We start from the raw sequence: 15,650 nt of genomic DNA, 5'->3' as shown, positions 1-15,650 counted from the left end.
GACAAAGATCTAGATACAATAGCACATTATATTAAACGGCATCGCCGTCAAAACCCAACGTTAACGAACAAGAAGCTGCATATGGCACAACAAGTACAACTCAGCGCAACGGTGGCCGAATCTCAACTCGGTCAACGGTTAGATCAGGCTTTGGCCGAATTGTTCCCTGATTATTCAAGATCTCGCATAAAAGAGTGGATTTTGGAAGACAGGGTCACAGTCGACGGTAAAACAATTAATAAGCCTAAAGAAAAAGTGTTGGGTGGTGAGCTCGTCGCCATTGACGCGCAAATTGAGGAAGATGCCCGCTGGGCGCCTCAAGACATCCCACTTGATATCGTCTATGAAGATAACGATATTTTGGTCATTAATAAACCCCGTGGTTTAGTCGTACATCCCGGAGCCGGCAACCCAGATGGTACGATCCTGAATGCGCTGCTCTATTATTATCCTGAAATCATGGATGTCCCGCGCGCGGGTATCGTTCATCGCCTGGATAAAGATACGACGGGTTTGATGGTGGTGGCAAAAACTGTTCCGGCACAAACGCGTTTGGTTGAAGCGCTGCAAGCGCGTGAAATTACCCGTGAATATGAAGCTGTCGCCATTGGCAATATGACAGCGGGCGGTCGAGTCGATGAGCCAATTTCGCGTCACTCCACCAAGCGTACTCACATGGCTGTGCACCCAATGGGTAAACCAGCAACCACCCATTACCGGATTATGGAGCATTTCCGCGCCCATACCCGCCTGCGTTTGCGTTTAGAAACGGGCCGTACCCATCAGATCCGCGTGCATATGTCTCATATTAACCATCCGCTGGTGGGTGATCAGCTTTATGGTGGCCGTCCGCGCCCACCGAGAGGCGCATCTGATTCCTTTATTTCTATTCTGCGTGGTTTTGATCGTCAGGCATTGCATGCAACCATGTTGCGTTTGTATCACCCTATCAGTGGTATACAAATGGAATGGCATGCAGCATTACCAGAAGATATGGTTGAGCTGATAAATGCGCTGAAGGCTGATACTGAAGAATTCAAAGACCAGATGGATTGGTAATGAGTACCCAACTGATACTCCCAGATTGGCCGATGCCTGCCGGTGTTAAGGCATGTAGCACCACCCGTCATGGTGGTATCAGTGAATCGCCGTATGATTCATTAAACCTTGGTACCCATGTTGGTGATGTTGCAACCCGTGTGGCAATTAATCGCCAGCGATTAGTTGAACAGGCAGGCTTGCCGCAAATGCCTGTCTGGTTGGAGCAGGTACACGGCACTCGTGTCCTGCATCTGGATGGCAAGGCGGTAGCTGATGTACAGGCTGATGCGGTTTACAGCCGGGTTGCCGGGCAAGTTTGTGCTGTAATGACCGCAGATTGCCTACCGGTGCTGTTTTGTTCATTAGCGGGCGATGAAGTTGCTGCCGCACATGCCGGTTGGCGTGGTTTATGTGCTGGCGTCCTTGAACAGACGCTGGCACAGTTTAACGCGGCCCCTGCTTCTATTATTGCCTGGTTAGGCCCAGCCATTGGTCCACAGCAGTTTGAAGTGGGTGAAGAGGTAAAGCAGGCTTTTATCAACATCGACCCAATATCCGCCTCAGCTTTTGTTCCCTCAGGCACCAAGTATCTCGCAGATATCTATTTATTGGCTCACTTGCGGCTACAGGCTGCGGGTATTCATGCCATTTATGGTGGTGATCGCTGTACTGTGAGTGAAAAACAACAATTTTTCTCATATCGGCGCGATGGAATCACCGGACGTATGGCAAGTTTAGTCTGGCTGATATAACCTACTAAATTAGGACGATCCGCTGACGCATAACGAATTACTTTAAATATAGTGTCGAAATAACCTTGAAAATTTGAGGGATGACCTCATCTAATCTCCAGTAGCAATTTTGACCAATATCGGAGGTGTTATGCGTCTGGATCGTCTTACTAGCAAATTCCAGCTTGCCCTCGCCGATGCCCAGTCTTTAGCGCTTGGGCGCGACAACCAGTTTATTGAACCGTTACATTTGATGAGCGCACTGCTCAATCAGGATGGGGGGACGGTTCGCCCATTGTTGACCTCGGCGGGTATTAATGTTGCCAGTTTGCGCAGCGACATTGAGCAGGCTTTAGGTCGTCTTCCACAAGTTGAAGGTACTGGCGGTGATGTTCAACCATCAAACGAGCTGGTACGTATATTGAATCTTTGTGACAAATTAGCGCAAAAGCGTGCGGATAAGTTTATTTCTTCAGAACTGTTCGTACTGGCAGTGCTTGAAGACCGCGGCACCTTGACTGATATGTTAAAGGCAGCCGGTGCAACAACCGACAAAATAGATAAGGCAATTGAAAATATGCGTGGTGGTGACAAAGTCGATGATCCGGGCGCTGAAGATCAGCGTCAGGCGTTGAAAAAATTCACTATCGACCTGACTGAGCGTGCGGAGCAGGGAAAACTTGATCCGGTGATTGGCCGTGATGAAGAAATCCGCCGTACTATTCAGGTGTTACAACGCCGTACCAAAAATAACCCAGTATTAATTGGTGAACCCGGTGTCGGTAAAACCGCCATCGTAGAGGGGTTGGCGCAACGTATTGTGAACGGCGAAGTACCTGAAGGCCTGAAACATAAACGTGTGCTGTCATTAGATATGGGCTCACTGATTGCCGGTGCTAAGTATCGTGGTGAATTTGAAGAGCGTCTAAAAGGCGTGTTGAACGATTTATCAAAACAAGAAGGTAGTGTGATCTTGTTCATTGATGAATTGCATACCATGGTCGGCGCAGGGAAAGGTGATGGGGCGATGGACGCCGGTAACATGCTGAAACCTGCGTTAGCGCGCGGTGAACTGCATTGTGTCGGTGCGACCACTCTTGACGAGTATCGCCAGTATATAGAGAAGGATGCGGCGCTGGAGCGGCGTTTCCAGAAAGTCTATGTTGCGGAACCGACAGTAGAAGACACCATTGCCATTTTGCGCGGGCTGAAAGAGCGATATGAACTGCATCATCATGTGCAGATCACCGACCCGGCAATTGTTGCAGCGGCAACACTGTCGCACCGCTATATTTCGGATCGCCAGCTACCGGATAAAGCCATCGACCTTATTGATGAGGCCGGTTCCAGTATCCGTATGCAAATGGATTCAAAACCAGAATCATTGGATCGGCTAGAGCGCCGAATTATTCAATTGAAACTGGAACAACAAGCGTTGAATAAAGAGTCTGATGACGCCAGTAAAAAACGGCTGGAAATGCTCAATACCGAATTAGAGCAGAAAGAGCGTGAGTACTCTGAGTTGGAAGAAGAGTGGAAAGCTGAAAAAGCCTCACTAACCGGGACTCAGAATATTAAAACTGAGTTGGAACAAGCCAAAATCACCTTAGAGCAGGCTCGGCGTGTGGGTGACTTGGCTCGGATGTCAGAACTTCAGTACGGTAAAATCCCTGAGCTGGAAAAACAGCTCGCGGCAGCCAATGCGCTTGAAGGGAAAACCATGAAGTTGCTGCGCAATCGTGTCACTGAGGTTGAGATTGCCGATGTCCTGGCGCGTTGGACGGGTATTCCGGTATCACGCATGCTGGAAAGTGAGCGCGATAAGTTGCTGCGCATGGAACAGGACCTGCATAAACGTGTTATTGGCCAGGATGAAGCCGTCGAAGCAGTATCCAATGCTATCCGCCGTAGTCGTGCGGGGTTATCAGACCCGAACCGGCCAATTGGTTCCTTCTTATTCTTAGGCCCAACGGGTGTAGGTAAAACTGAGCTATGTAAAGCATTGGCCACGTTCTTGTTCGACAGCGACGATGCCATGGTGCGTATTGATATGTCAGAGTTTATGGAGAAACACTCCGTATCTCGGCTGGTTGGTGCACCTCCGGGTTACGTTGGCTATGAGGAAGGTGGTTATCTGACGGAAGCGGTGCGCCGTCGTCCATATTCTGTAATCTTGTTGGATGAAGTGGAAAAAGCACATCCTGATGTGTTCAACATCCTCTTGCAGGTATTAGATGACGGCCGCTTGACTGACGGGCAGGGGAGAACGGTTGATTTCCGTAATACGGTTGTCATCATGACCTCTAACCTCGGTTCAGATTTGATCCAGGAACGTTTCGGTGAAAGAAGTTATACCGAAATGAAGAATATGGTGATGGAGGTTGTTAGCCATCACTTCCGTCCTGAATTCATTAACCGTATAGATGAGGTGGTTGTCTTCCATCCGCTTGGTCGAGCGCATCTGGCCTCAATTGCCAGTATTCAACTGGAGCGGCTGTATAAACGTCTGGAAGAGCGTGGCTATCAAGTCACTATTACTCAACCTGCGTTGGAGTTCCTGGGGGAAACTGGTTTTGACCCGGTTTATGGTGCACGGCCATTAAAACGCGCAATTCAGCAGGAAATCGAGAACCCGCTGGCGCAGCAGATACTTTCCGGCAAATTAATTCCGGGGGTACCCGTTATTTTGGACGTGGAAAACGGGCATATCATTGCCAAACAGTAATTGTTAATCCTCGAGGGGGCGAGAAATCGCCCCCTTTTTGTTTCCTTTTTCGCCACATCTGCATTTTTTGCCGTATTAATGAGCGGTTGAAAAGTTTTTTCAAATTAGGGGTTGCAGGCTGTCAGGAACTCCCTATAATGCGCCTCCACTGACCGGGAACAACGAAACACACTTCGCCGGGTCAGGAAGCGAAAAGAATGACTTTGACTTCGAAAGAAACGAAAGAAACTCTTGACTCTTCAGCGGGAAAGCGTATTATCTGCCTCCCGCGTTACCGTAAGATTCGCCGAAAGGCAAACGGGTAACGAACGCTCTTTAACAATTTATCAGACAATCTGTGTGGGCACTCGCAAGACGATATCGAAGCCTGTTTCGGCAGGCAGAAGAAATATCAAAGTCTTGAAGAGTGACCAAAGCAGTACACATTTGAACTTCGGTTCGAATGCTTATTTGCAGAAAGTAATCTTTGAGCATCGCTGCTTTTATTAGCAGCAAATCAAACAAATCTTAAATTGAAGAGTTTGATCATGGCTCAGATTGAACGCTGGCGGCAGGCCTAACACATGCAAGTCGAGCGGCAGCGGGAAGTAGTTTACTACTTTGCCGGCGAGCGGCGGACGGGTGAGTAATGTCTGGGAAACTGCCTGATGGAGGGGGATAACTACTGGAAACGGTAGCTAATACCGCATGACCTCGTAAGAGCAAAGTGGGGGACCTTCGGGCCTCACGCCATCGGATGTGCCCAGATGGGATTAGCTAGTAGGTGGGGTAATGGCTCACCTAGGCGACGATCCCTAGCTGGTCTGAGAGGATGACCAGCCACACTGGAACTGAGACACGGTCCAGACTCCTACGGGAGGCAGCAGTGGGGAATATTGCACAATGGGCGCAAGCCTGATGCAGCCATGCCGCGTGTGTGAAGAAGGCCTTCGGGTTGTAAAGCACTTTCAGCGAGGAGGAAGGCAGTCGTGTTAATAGCACGATTGATTGACGTTACTCGCAGAAGAAGCACCGGCTAACTCCGTGCCAGCAGCCGCGGTAATACGGAGGGTGCAAGCGTTAATCGGAATTACTGGGCGTAAAGCGCACGCAGGCGGTTTGTTAAGTCAGATGTGAAATCCCCGCGCTTAACGTGGGAACTGCATTTGAAACTGGCAAGCTAGAGTCTTGTAGAGGGGGGTAGAATTCCAGGTGTAGCGGTGAAATGCGTAGAGATCTGGAGGAATACCGGTGGCGAAGGCGGCCCCCTGGACAAAGACTGACGCTCAGGTGCGAAAGCGTGGGGAGCAAACAGGATTAGATACCCTGGTAGTCCACGCTGTAAACGATGTCGACTTGGAGGTTGTGCCCTTGAGGCGTGGCTTCCGGAGCTAACGCGTTAAGTCGACCGCCTGGGGAGTACGGCCGCAAGGTTAAAACTCAAATGAATTGACGGGGGCCCGCACAAGCGGTGGAGCATGTGGTTTAATTCGATGCAACGCGAAGAACCTTACCTACTCTTGACATCCACGGAATTTAGCAGAGATGCTTTAGTGCCTTCGGGAACCGTGAGACAGGTGCTGCATGGCTGTCGTCAGCTCGTGTTGTGAAATGTTGGGTTAAGTCCCGCAACGAGCGCAACCCTTATCCTTTGTTGCCAGCACGTAATGGTGGGAACTCAAGGGAGACTGCCGGTGACAAACCGGAGGAAGGTGGGGATGACGTCAAGTCATCATGGCCCTTACGAGTAGGGCTACACACGTGCTACAATGGCAGATACAAAGTGAAGCGAACTCGCGAGAGCAAGCGGACCACATAAAGTCTGTCGTAGTCCGGATTGGAGTCTGCAACTCGACTCCATGAAGTCGGAATCGCTAGTAATCGTAGATCAGAATGCTACGGTGAATACGTTCCCGGGCCTTGTACACACCGCCCGTCACACCATGGGAGTGGGTTGCAAAAGAAGTAGGTAGCTTAACCTTCGGGAGGGCGCTTACCACTTTGTGATTCATGACTGGGGTGAAGTCGTAACAAGGTAACCGTAGGGGAACCTGCGGTTGGATCACCTCCTTACCTAACGATACGCATTGCGCAGTGTCCACACAGATTGTCTGATAGAAAGTAACGAGCAAATAAGGCCGGGCTGAGAGATTAGTCGGGCTTTAGTACCTTGTTGGGTCTGTAGCTCAGGTGGTTAGAGCGCACCCCTGATAAGGGTGAGGTCGGTGGTTCAAGTCCACTCAGACCCACCAACTCATCCTCATACTGAGTTACAGACACATTCGTTTATCCCCATAAACGTCGCGTGACTGCGCCTTGTCTGAGAATGAGTTATGCCGATAAGGTATTTTGCTTTTTATATGGGGCTATAGCTCAGCTGGGAGAGCGCCTGCCTTGCACGCAGGAGGTCAGCGGTTCGATCCCGCTTAGCTCCACCATATAAAAAAACTATTTCAAAACGTACTGCGGTCGCAAGGCACAGTGTGTTGTGAAATATTGCTCTTTAACAATCTGGAACAAGCTGAAAATTGAAACAATACAGCCGAAACTTATCTCTCCGTAGAATGACTGAGATAAGGATTAACCTGTATTAGAGTCTCTCAAATAATCGCAATGCGACAGGTCTTTACTGTCAAAAGTGAGTGAGCGGCGCAAAGGCAAGGCGTACCGCGCACAGCAACCGGAGTGAACTCAACGTTCATGAGGATTGCGCGCACGGAACAACGCAGCATTTGTGAACGCGCAACCACTTTAGGCAAGAAACACCTTCGGGTTGTGAGGTTAAGCGACTAAGCGTACACGGTGGATGCCTAGGCAGTCAGAGGCGATGAAGGGCGTGCTAATCTGCGAAAAGCGTCGGTAAGCTGATATGAAGCGTTACAACCGACGATACCCGAATGGGGAAACCCAGTGCAATTCGTTGCACTATTGCATGGTGAATACATAGCCATGCAAGGCGAACCGGGGGAACTGAAACATCTAAGTACCCCGAGGAAAAGAAATCAACCGAGATTCCCCCAGTAGCGGCGAGCGAACGGGGAAGAGCCCAGAGTCTGAATCAGTTTGTGTGCTAGTGGAAGCGTCTGGAAAGTCGCACGGTACAGGGTGATAGTCCCGTACACAAAAGCACACTTGCTGTGAACTCGATGAGTAGGGCGGGACACGTGACATCCTGTCTGAATATGGGGGGACCATCCTCCAAGGCTAAATACTCCTGACTGACCGATAGTGAACCAGTACCGTGAGGGAAAGGCGAAAAGAACCCCGGCGAGGGGAGTGAAATAGAACCTGAAACCGTGTACGTACAAGCAGTGGGAGCACCTTCGTGGTGTGACTGCGTACCTTTTGTATAATGGGTCAGCGACTTATATTTTGTAGCAAGGTTAACCGAATAGGGGAGCCGTAGGGAAACCGAGTCTTAACTGGGCGTCTAGTTGCAAGGTATAGACCCGAAACCCGGTGATCTAGCCATGGGCAGGTTGAAGGTTGGGTAACACTAACTGGAGGACCGAACCGACTAATGTTGAAAAATTAGCGGATGACTTGTGGCTGGGGGTGAAAGGCCAATCAAACCGGGAGATAGCTGGTTCTCCCCGAAAGCTATTTAGGTAGCGCCTCGTGAACTCATCTTCGGGGGTAGAGCACTGTTTCGGCTAGGGGGCCACCCCGGCTTACCAAACCGATGCAAACTCCGAATACCGAAGAATGTTATCACGGGAGACACACGGCGGGTGCTAACGTCCGTCGTGAAGAGGGAAACAACCCAGACCGCCAGCTAAGGTCCCAAAGTCATGGTTAAGTGGGAAACGATGTGGGAAGGCATAGACAGCCAGGATGTTGGCTTAGAAGCAGCCATCATTTAAAGAAAGCGTAATAGCTCACTGGTCGAGTCGGCCTGCGCGGAAGATGTAACGGGGCTAAACCATGCACCGAAGCTGCGGCAGCGACACTTAGGTGTTGTTGGGTAGGGGAGCGTTCTGTAAGCCGTTGAAGGTGACCTGTGAGGGTTGCTGGAGGTATCAGAAGTGCGAATGCTGACATAAGTAACGATAATGCGGGTGAAAAGCCCGCACGCCGGAAGACCAAGGGTTCCTGTCCAACGTTAATCGGGGCAGGGTGAGTCGACCCCTAAGGCGAGGCTGAAAAGCGTAGTCGATGGGAAACAGGTTAATATTCCTGTACTTGGTGTTACTGCGAAGGGGGGACGGAGAAGGCTAGGCTAGCCGGGCGACGGTTGTCCCGGTTTAAGCATGTAGGCGGAGTGACTTGGTAAATCCGGTTGCTTATTAACGCTGAGGTGTGATGACGAGCCACTACGGTGGTGAAGTAGTTGATGCCAAGCTTCCAGGAAAAGCCTCTAAGCATCAGGTAACATTAAATCGTACCCCAAACCGACACAGGTGGTCAGGTAGAGAATACTCAGGCGCTTGAGAGAACTCGGGTGAAGGAACTAGGCAAAATGGTGCCGTAACTTCGGGAGAAGGCACGCTGGCATTAGGTAAAGAGACTTGCTCTCGGCGCCGAAGCCAGTCGCAGATACCAGCTGGCTGCAACTGTTTAATAAAAACACAGCACTGTGCAAACACGAAAGTGGACGTATACGGTGTGACGCCTGCCCGGTGCTGGAAGGTTAATTGATGGGGTCAGCCGCAAGGCGAAGCTCTTGATCGAAGCCCCAGTAAACGGCGGCCGTAACTATAACGGTCCTAAGGTAGCGAAATTCCTTGTCGGGTAAGTTCCGACCTGCACGAATGGCGTAATGATGGCCAGGCTGTCTCCACCCGAGACTCAGTGAAATTGAACTCGCTGTGAAGATGCAGTGTACCCGCGGCAAGACGGAAAGACCCCGTGAACCTTTACTATAGCTTGACACTGAACATTGAGCCTTGATGTGTAGGATAGGTGGGAGGCATCGAAGTGTGGACGCCAGTCTGCATGGAGCCAACCTTGAAATACCACCCTTTAATGTTTGATGTTCTAACTCGGCCCCGTAATCCGGGGTGAGGACAGTGTCTGGTGGGTAGTTTGACTGGGGCGGTCTCCTCCCAAAGAGTAACGGAGGAGCACGAAGGTTAGCTAATCACGGTCGGACATCGTGAGGTTAGTGCAAAGGCATAAGCTAGCTTGACTGCGAGAGTGACGGCTCGAGCAGGTACGAAAGTAGGTCTTAGTGATCCGGTGGTTCTGAATGGAAGGGCCATCGCTCAACGGATAAAAGGTACTCCGGGGATAACAGGCTGATACCGCCCAAGAGTTCATATCGACGGCGGTGTTTGGCACCTCGATGTCGGCTCATCACATCCTGGGGCTGAAGTAGGTCCCAAGGGTATGGCTGTTCGCCATTTAAAGTGGTACGCGAGCTGGGTTTAGAACGTCGTGAGACAGTTCGGTCCCTATCTGCCGTGGGCGTTGGAAGATTGAGAGGGGCTGCTCCTAGTACGAGAGGACCGGAGTGGACGAATCACTGGTGTTCGGGTTGTCATGCCAATGGCATTGCCCGGTAGCTAAATTCGGAAGAGATAACCGCTGAAAGCATCTAAGCGGGAAACTTGCCTCGAGATGAGTCTTCCCTGGGGCTTTAAGCCCCCTGAAGGAACGTTAAAGACTATGACGTTGATAGGCTGGGTGTGTAAGTGCAGCGATGTATTGAGCTAACCAGTACTAATGATCCGTGAGGCTTAACCTTACAACACCAAAGGTGTTTTGTGTTTGAGAGAGAATGATATTTTCAGCGACGTTCCGAGATTGGGCTGGCTGGCTGTATGGAGACATATAGCGGGTTAGTTTAGACAGAATTTGCCTGGCGGCCTTAGCGCGGTGGTCCCACCTGATCCCATGCCGAACTCAGAAGTGAAACGCCGTAGCGCCGATGGTAGTGTGGGGTCTCCCCATGCGAGAGTAGGACACTGCCAGGCATCAAATAAGCAAAAGAGGCTACCCTAACGGGTGGCCTTTTTTGTTTGTCTCGAGAGTAGGTTTAACTCGAAGATGATATGCAGACAAACTGCGAATGCAGTTTGAACAGCGCCTGCGCTGGCCCCTTTAGGGGTGAGACTCATCCTCAAGATGAGACGAATACTACTGCGAATGCAGTTTGAACAGCGCCTGCGCTGGCCCCTTTAGGGGGGAGACTCATCCTTAAGATGAGACGAATATGGTAGGAAAACATTGTCAGGAATGATTTTTAACGTTGCTTGCAACGGCTATTCGCACACTGCCAGGCATCAAATCAAGCAAAAACCTATGCCAAAAGCGTGGGGTTTTTGCTATAGGCAGAATATGGAGATATCTGCAAATATTGACACTTTATAATTTCAAATCAGAAAACCATGCTCAGATCAGAAGATTAATGTGGCAGAGGCCAGAGGGTAAAGCTCAACAGTTAACGTGACAAATAGAATGGAAAAGACTGCCCTGATGGGAATTTTTTGTTTATGGGTGTAGCCGTGGGGGATTTGAACATGGCAAGTAAGGTTTGAGCCGCAGTAGTTGTTTACCGTAAGGCAGGAAATAACATGCTTATCGCTGCAACGGTATCAGTTAACTGTTTGATAAAGACTGTAACCTGTTATCGCCCCAGCGACGTCCCAGGCAAAATCCTTCCAGCTCCAGCCACTCCCACCTTGACGACTATCATATAACTCCTTACCTGCCCCGATCCCGATAGAAAACAACAGGCCAAAATTACGGCTCTTGGCATCGGACCAGTTCTGATGTTCACCATAGGCAGTGCCAGCGGCGGCTAAGGCGGCGGAAGCAAGAAAATGTTGTGCCTTATCTTTCCCGGTCCAGCTATCATTAGCCATGTGGGTACATGCAGAACTGAGAAAAAACAGTGGAGCGATAAGTAACAGGCGAAGATAAGGTGGGCACCACATGCCGTCTCTCCTCTGGCGAGATACAAAAAACCCGGCAGATAACCGGGCTTTCATATTTAAAGAATGCGGCTAATCAACCGATCGATACGGATCCTACGCAAACGACGGATCAGTTTGCGAACCTTGACTGGATATTGCTGAATATTTTCAAGCTCAAGGTAATGTGAGACAACTTTAGTATGAGTACGGATACATTCAAGCTCTTTAGCGCGCTGCTCGTGCATCTCATGCTTAGGGTCGTGGATCAAAATGGCATTTTCCAGATCCAAGCGCCAGGCGCGCGGATTCAGATTATTGCCAGTAATCAATTGCCAATTATTATCTACCCACATTCCTTTCAGATGGTAGGTGTTATCGCCATCTTTCCACAGGCGCACAATTAATTGCCCGCTATCGACAAAGCGCTGTAAGCGGCTCAGAAAGCGGCGCAGGTTGATTTCGTATAAGTAAGGTAACGCACCAATAATCTTAAATGGTTGATCTTCTGGAATATAAAAGTCATTTGCTGTTTTGTCACCAACAATAATTTCGACCTGTTTACCTTCACGCAATAGATAAATGATATTGCGGACTAACAGTGCCGGCAGGTTAAAGTAAGGTGTACAAATAGTGAGACGTTCGTCAGCAGAAGCCATTAAATGATGAATCGTTTTATTAAGCTGACTCTTTTTGCCTAACCCAACCAACGGGGTGACGGCTAATTCATCATTACTCGCTTGTGCTGGGAATTGATAGCCGATGTCACGCAGTGATGAACGAAATTGCCGGGTCTCATTTTTAATCTCAGGATTGGTTGGCCGGTCAGAACGATCAAGGCGTTGCACTGCGCCTGCACTTAGCACCCGTTGTTTCACGTAATCGACCATAATTTCGGTCAATGATGGATTCGTGATTAATTGGTAGCGGTCATAACGATACTTATCGTTTTGATAGAGGTAGACATCATTGATACTGGCACCACTGTAAATCACCGTATCATCAATGATAAAACCTTTCAGATGCAACACGCCGAGTGCTTCGCGCGTATTGACTGGAACACCGTAAATCGGAACACAAACATTCGGATGACTGGCTGCCATTTCACAATACCAATCAGCATTGGTATTGACCGCAGCGGCTCCGATACGCCCACGTTGTGCGCGGTGCCAGTCTACCAGCACGCAAATCTCCAGTTCTGGGCGCTGAAGCTTAGCCTGATAGAGGGCATTCATTACGTCCCGGCCTGCATCATCCTGCTCTAAGTAAAGCGCCACCAGATAAATACGCTTGGTCGCCAGGCCTATTAGATCCAACAGAGTAGAGCGGAAAACCTTGGGGCAATAAAGCGTTTGGACATCATCAACTGACTGGGGGAGTTTGGGCAGTTGTGCAAGGTGTTGTTGATGTTTACTACGTTTGAATTTTGACAACATCACAGTGCGCTTCTTCTCTTGTTATTTGATGGCAGAACCGCCATATCCTAAAAAACACTAATCCATTGAGTTGGGCGATAATACCACTACTTTCGCGGATTGTGCGCAAGTTTTGCCTGCCAAAGACCGAATCGTTTGGGGTTGTGGTATATATCACGGTGATTCATGTAACTGAAATCAAAGTGTCAGCTCCAGATTAACGATCCCATCTTCCATCTGTACATCAATACTAAAACCGAGTTTTTTAGCTAAACCGATCATGCCACGGTTGTTGGGCATGGTGACCGCTGTTAACCGCGTTAACCCATGGCTGCGAGTATACTGAATCATCTTTTCTAACAGTTCACTCCCCAATCCCAGCCCTTTAAGATCTGAGCGCACCAACACGGCAAACTCGGCGTCAATATTGTCAGGGTCAGACAACGCGCGAGTGACTCCAATAATTTCAGGACCATCATTTTTTTGGCGCACCGCGACAAAGGCCATTTCTCGATCATAGTCAATCTGTGTCATATTCGCCAAATCATCGTGGCTGAATTCATTTATTTCACTGAAGTAGCGATAGTAGAGATCTTCTTTAGTGACTTGGTCAATAAACAATTTTAGTAGTGGTTCATCTTCAGGCAAGATTGGGCGGAACAGGCACTGAGAGCCATCTTTAAGCTCTACCGTCTGTTCCAACTCGTGTGGATAGGGGCGAATCGCCAACCGTGCCTGCGGATCGCCACTGACAGGTGCCAGTTGCATCGAAACATCCAACAGCGTGAATTCACTGCCTGAAGCAAGTACCGGGTGAATATCTAACCGGCTGATTTCGGGGCAATCGAGAATAAGATTGGAGACTTGTACCAGTAAACGGCTCAGCCCAGGGATATCCAAGGGTTGTAATGATCCACGGCTGCGAATTTTGCCGCCTTTGACTGCTTGTATAATGAGGTAGCGGGCCAGCGCCATATTGAGCGGCGGCAGTGCCACTGCGGCCTGAGTTTCATGATGCCACTCGATGCCACCTTCACCCAACATGATCAACGGACCAAAAATCGCATCCTGCTCTACCGCAATTCGCAACTCTTGGGCGCCCGCACGATTCGCCATACTTTGCACTAGCAAACCGTGGATACGGGCTTGCGGATAGGTGCGTTTTACCCGGTCAAGAATATCATCAGCAGCCCGCTGCACTTCAATTGCGGTGCGAAGATACAGCATTACGCCCTGAACTTCTGACTTGTGCGGGATATCCGGCGAGCGCAGTTTAATGGCCACTGGATAACCTAATCGCTCTGCGATATGTACCGCTTCTACGCTATCACTGGCAATCCAGGTTGGCAGGGTCCTGAGACCATAAGCTTCAAGTATCGGCTGTACTTCATGGGTATCAAGCTGGGTAGCACCTTCTGCCAGCGCCTGGCGGATCAACTGATGCACATGGGCGGTGTTGGCGGTGAGGCCGACAGGCAGCGCAGGTGTTTCTTTCAATTGCTTCTGGTTACGGCGATATTCCACCATATGCATAAAGGCAGTAATCGCCCCCTCCGGGGTACGATAGGTTGGGATCCCGGCTTCGGTGAACAGTCGGCGTGCATCTTGCGATGAATATTCACCGCACCAGTTAGTGAGCAGGGTAAGGCGCTTGCCGCGTGGGTGCTGGCGGATAGCTGAAATCAGTAATTCCGCCGTTTTGCTTCCTGGCGCAGCAGCGCTCGGAGAATGAATCAGCAATAGTGCATCGTAGTCGGTACTGTCCAGTAGCGGTTTAAGCGCCGCCAGATAGCGCTCAGCGCTGGCATCATCGCGCAAGTCTATGGGGTTACGTAAGGAGACAAAAGAGGGCAGTACGGCACTCAACGCGGATTGGGTGGTATCAGACAGGGTCGCCAACTTGCCATTACGGCTGATCAACTCATCCAACGCCATGGCCGCCGGGGCGGAACCATTGCTGACAATCAATAACCGCTCACCCCGTAGCGGGTGCATATGGCTGAGTGTTTCAACGGCGGAGAATAGCTCGTGAGTATCCTGCACCCGCAGCAAGCCAGCCCGCTGAATCGCGGCATCATAAGCCGCGTCCAGCCCTTGCTGACCATTGAGCAACTGTTGAGCACGTTGTGTGCGGCCACTTTTGACCACCAGAATCGGTTTATTGCGCGAAGCACTACGTGAGGCGGATAAAAACCGGCGCGCATCACTGATGTGTTCGATATACAGCATAATGGCACTGGTTTTGCCATCTCTGGCCAGGAAATCGAGTAAGTCATCGACATCAATATCCAGACTGTCACCTAGCGCAATAAAATACGAGAAACCAACTTCCCGCTGCTGCGCCCAATCGAGAATGGTGTTGGCTACCGCGGCAGATTGAGAGATAAATGCCAGGCGCCCTTTCTTGATGGGAACGGGTGAGAAACTGGCATTTAACCCTTGCCATGGGGCCAGCAAACCCAGACTGTTGGGGCCAAGTAGGCGCATATGATGGCGTTGCGCGCAGGCTTTCAGCTCTGGGAACTGTTCAGTTGCGGCAGACAAAATGATGACCGCTTTGCAGCCACGGATACCGAGATCTTCCAACAGTGCCAGATTGCGGCTGTCATGAGTACACAGAATCGCCAGATCGGGCGTGATCGGCAGGTTAGCGATATTTGCGTAAGCCAACACGCCACATACTGCTTTATGGGTTGGGGTCACCGGTAGAATAGGGCCATTGAAGCCACCATCCAGCAAATTACGCATCATCAGAAAACCGGCGCGCTCCGGCTTTTCAGAAGCGCCGATAACCGCAATAGACTTCGGGCGTAGTAATGCTTCTAATCCACGTTGGCTCATCGTTTATCCCCGTCATCTTTGACATTACAGGTGTGTTGGCTGCGCTTACTCAGCCTGCGGGCTC

6 protein-coding genes, 2 tRNA genes and 3 rRNA genes are annotated in these 15,650 nt (G+C 50.2%); 8 read left to right on the top strand and 3 right to left on the bottom strand.

Features of this window, described 5'->3' with window-relative positions; all coding sequences use genetic code 11:
* Positions 1-81 precede the first annotated feature (81 nt).
* The 8 genes from rluD (at position 82) to rrf (ending at position 10,391) form a co-directional block, all read left to right on the top strand.
* Positions 82-1,059, top strand: coding sequence for a 23S rRNA pseudouridine(1911/1915/1917) synthase RluD (rluD, locus tag EL015_RS16570; RefSeq protein ID WP_005182065.1), 978 nt, complete (start codon positions 82-84; stop codon positions 1,057-1,059).
* Positions 1,059-1,793, top strand: a complete 735-nt coding sequence (gene yfiH / locus EL015_RS16565; RefSeq protein WP_032905546.1) for a purine nucleoside phosphorylase YfiH — start codon at positions 1,059-1,061, stop codon at positions 1,791-1,793. The genes rluD and yfiH overlap by 1 nt, the downstream gene beginning before the upstream one ends.
* Positions 1,794-1,923: 130 nt before the next feature.
* Positions 1,924-4,497: an ATP-dependent chaperone ClpB gene (gene clpB, locus EL015_RS16560; protein WP_005182068.1), complete on the top strand. Its 2,574-nt coding sequence runs from the start codon at positions 1,924-1,926 to the stop codon at positions 4,495-4,497.
* 509 nt (positions 4,498-5,006) lie between these two features.
* Positions 5,007-6,549, top strand: a 16S ribosomal RNA gene (locus EL015_RS16550).
* A gap of 102 nt (positions 6,550-6,651) precedes the next feature.
* Positions 6,652-6,728: transfer RNA gene (locus EL015_RS16545), tRNA-Ile, on the top strand.
* 110 nt (positions 6,729-6,838) lie between these two features.
* A tRNA-Ala gene (locus EL015_RS16540) sits at positions 6,839-6,914 on the top strand.
* Between the two features lie 341 nt (positions 6,915-7,255).
* Positions 7,256-10,162 (top strand): 23S ribosomal RNA (locus EL015_RS16535).
* Positions 10,163-10,275: 113 nt separating this feature from the next.
* Positions 10,276-10,391 (top strand): 5S ribosomal RNA (rrf, locus tag EL015_RS16530).
* The 16S, 23S and 5S rRNA genes sit together here with 2 tRNA genes alongside, the layout of an rRNA operon.
* A gap of 621 nt (positions 10,392-11,012) precedes the next feature.
* Here the strand turns inward: rrf and EL015_RS16525 are convergent.
* The 3 genes from EL015_RS16525 to EL015_RS16515 all read right to left on the bottom strand — a co-directional run bounded on the left by EL015_RS16525 (position 11,013) and on the right by EL015_RS16515 (position 15,586).
* The gene (locus tag EL015_RS16525; protein ID WP_032907082.1) at positions 11,013-11,354 is read right to left on the bottom strand and encodes a YfiM family lipoprotein; all 342 of its coding nucleotides are present in this window, start codon (positions 11,352-11,354) and stop codon (positions 11,013-11,015) included.
* 56 nt (positions 11,355-11,410) lie between these two features.
* Positions 11,411-12,763 (bottom strand): CDP-diacylglycerol--serine O-phosphatidyltransferase, encoded by a 1,353-nt coding sequence (pssA, locus tag EL015_RS16520; protein WP_408068444.1) that lies wholly within the window; start codon positions 12,761-12,763, stop codon positions 11,411-11,413.
* A gap of 180 nt (positions 12,764-12,943) precedes the next feature.
* A complete protein-coding gene (locus EL015_RS16515; protein ID WP_005189068.1) occupies positions 12,944-15,586 on the bottom strand; it encodes a bifunctional acetate--CoA ligase family protein/GNAT family N-acetyltransferase in 2,643 nt (880 codons plus the stop codon).
* Positions 15,587-15,650 lie beyond the last annotated feature (64 nt).

This window comes from Yersinia intermedia, assembly GCF_900635455.1.
Classification (GTDB): domain Bacteria; phylum Pseudomonadota; class Gammaproteobacteria; order Enterobacterales; family Enterobacteriaceae; genus Yersinia; species Yersinia intermedia.
Note: the sequence above shows the minus strand (reverse complement) of the source record. Positions and strands in the feature narration are given on the sequence as shown.

What these genes read in the sequence shown, in the direction of transcription:
- rluD (WP_005182065.1), top strand. Translation starts at nt 82, where the DNA reads ATGGCACAACAAGTACAACTCAGCGCAACGGTGGCCGAATCTCAACTC.
- yfiH (WP_032905546.1), top strand. Translation starts at nt 1,059, where the DNA reads ATGAGTACCCAACTGATACTCCCAGATTGGCCGATGCCTGCCGGTGTT.
- clpB (WP_005182068.1), top strand. Translation starts at nt 1,924, where the DNA reads ATGCGTCTGGATCGTCTTACTAGCAAATTCCAGCTTGCCCTCGCCGAT.
- EL015_RS16525 (WP_032907082.1), bottom strand. Translation starts at nt 11,354, where the DNA reads ATGTGGTGCCCACCTTATCTTCGCCTGTTACTTATCGCTCCACTGTTT.
- EL015_RS16515 (WP_005189068.1), bottom strand. Translation starts at nt 15,586, where the DNA reads ATGAGCCAACGTGGATTAGAAGCATTACTACGCCCGAAGTCTATTGCG.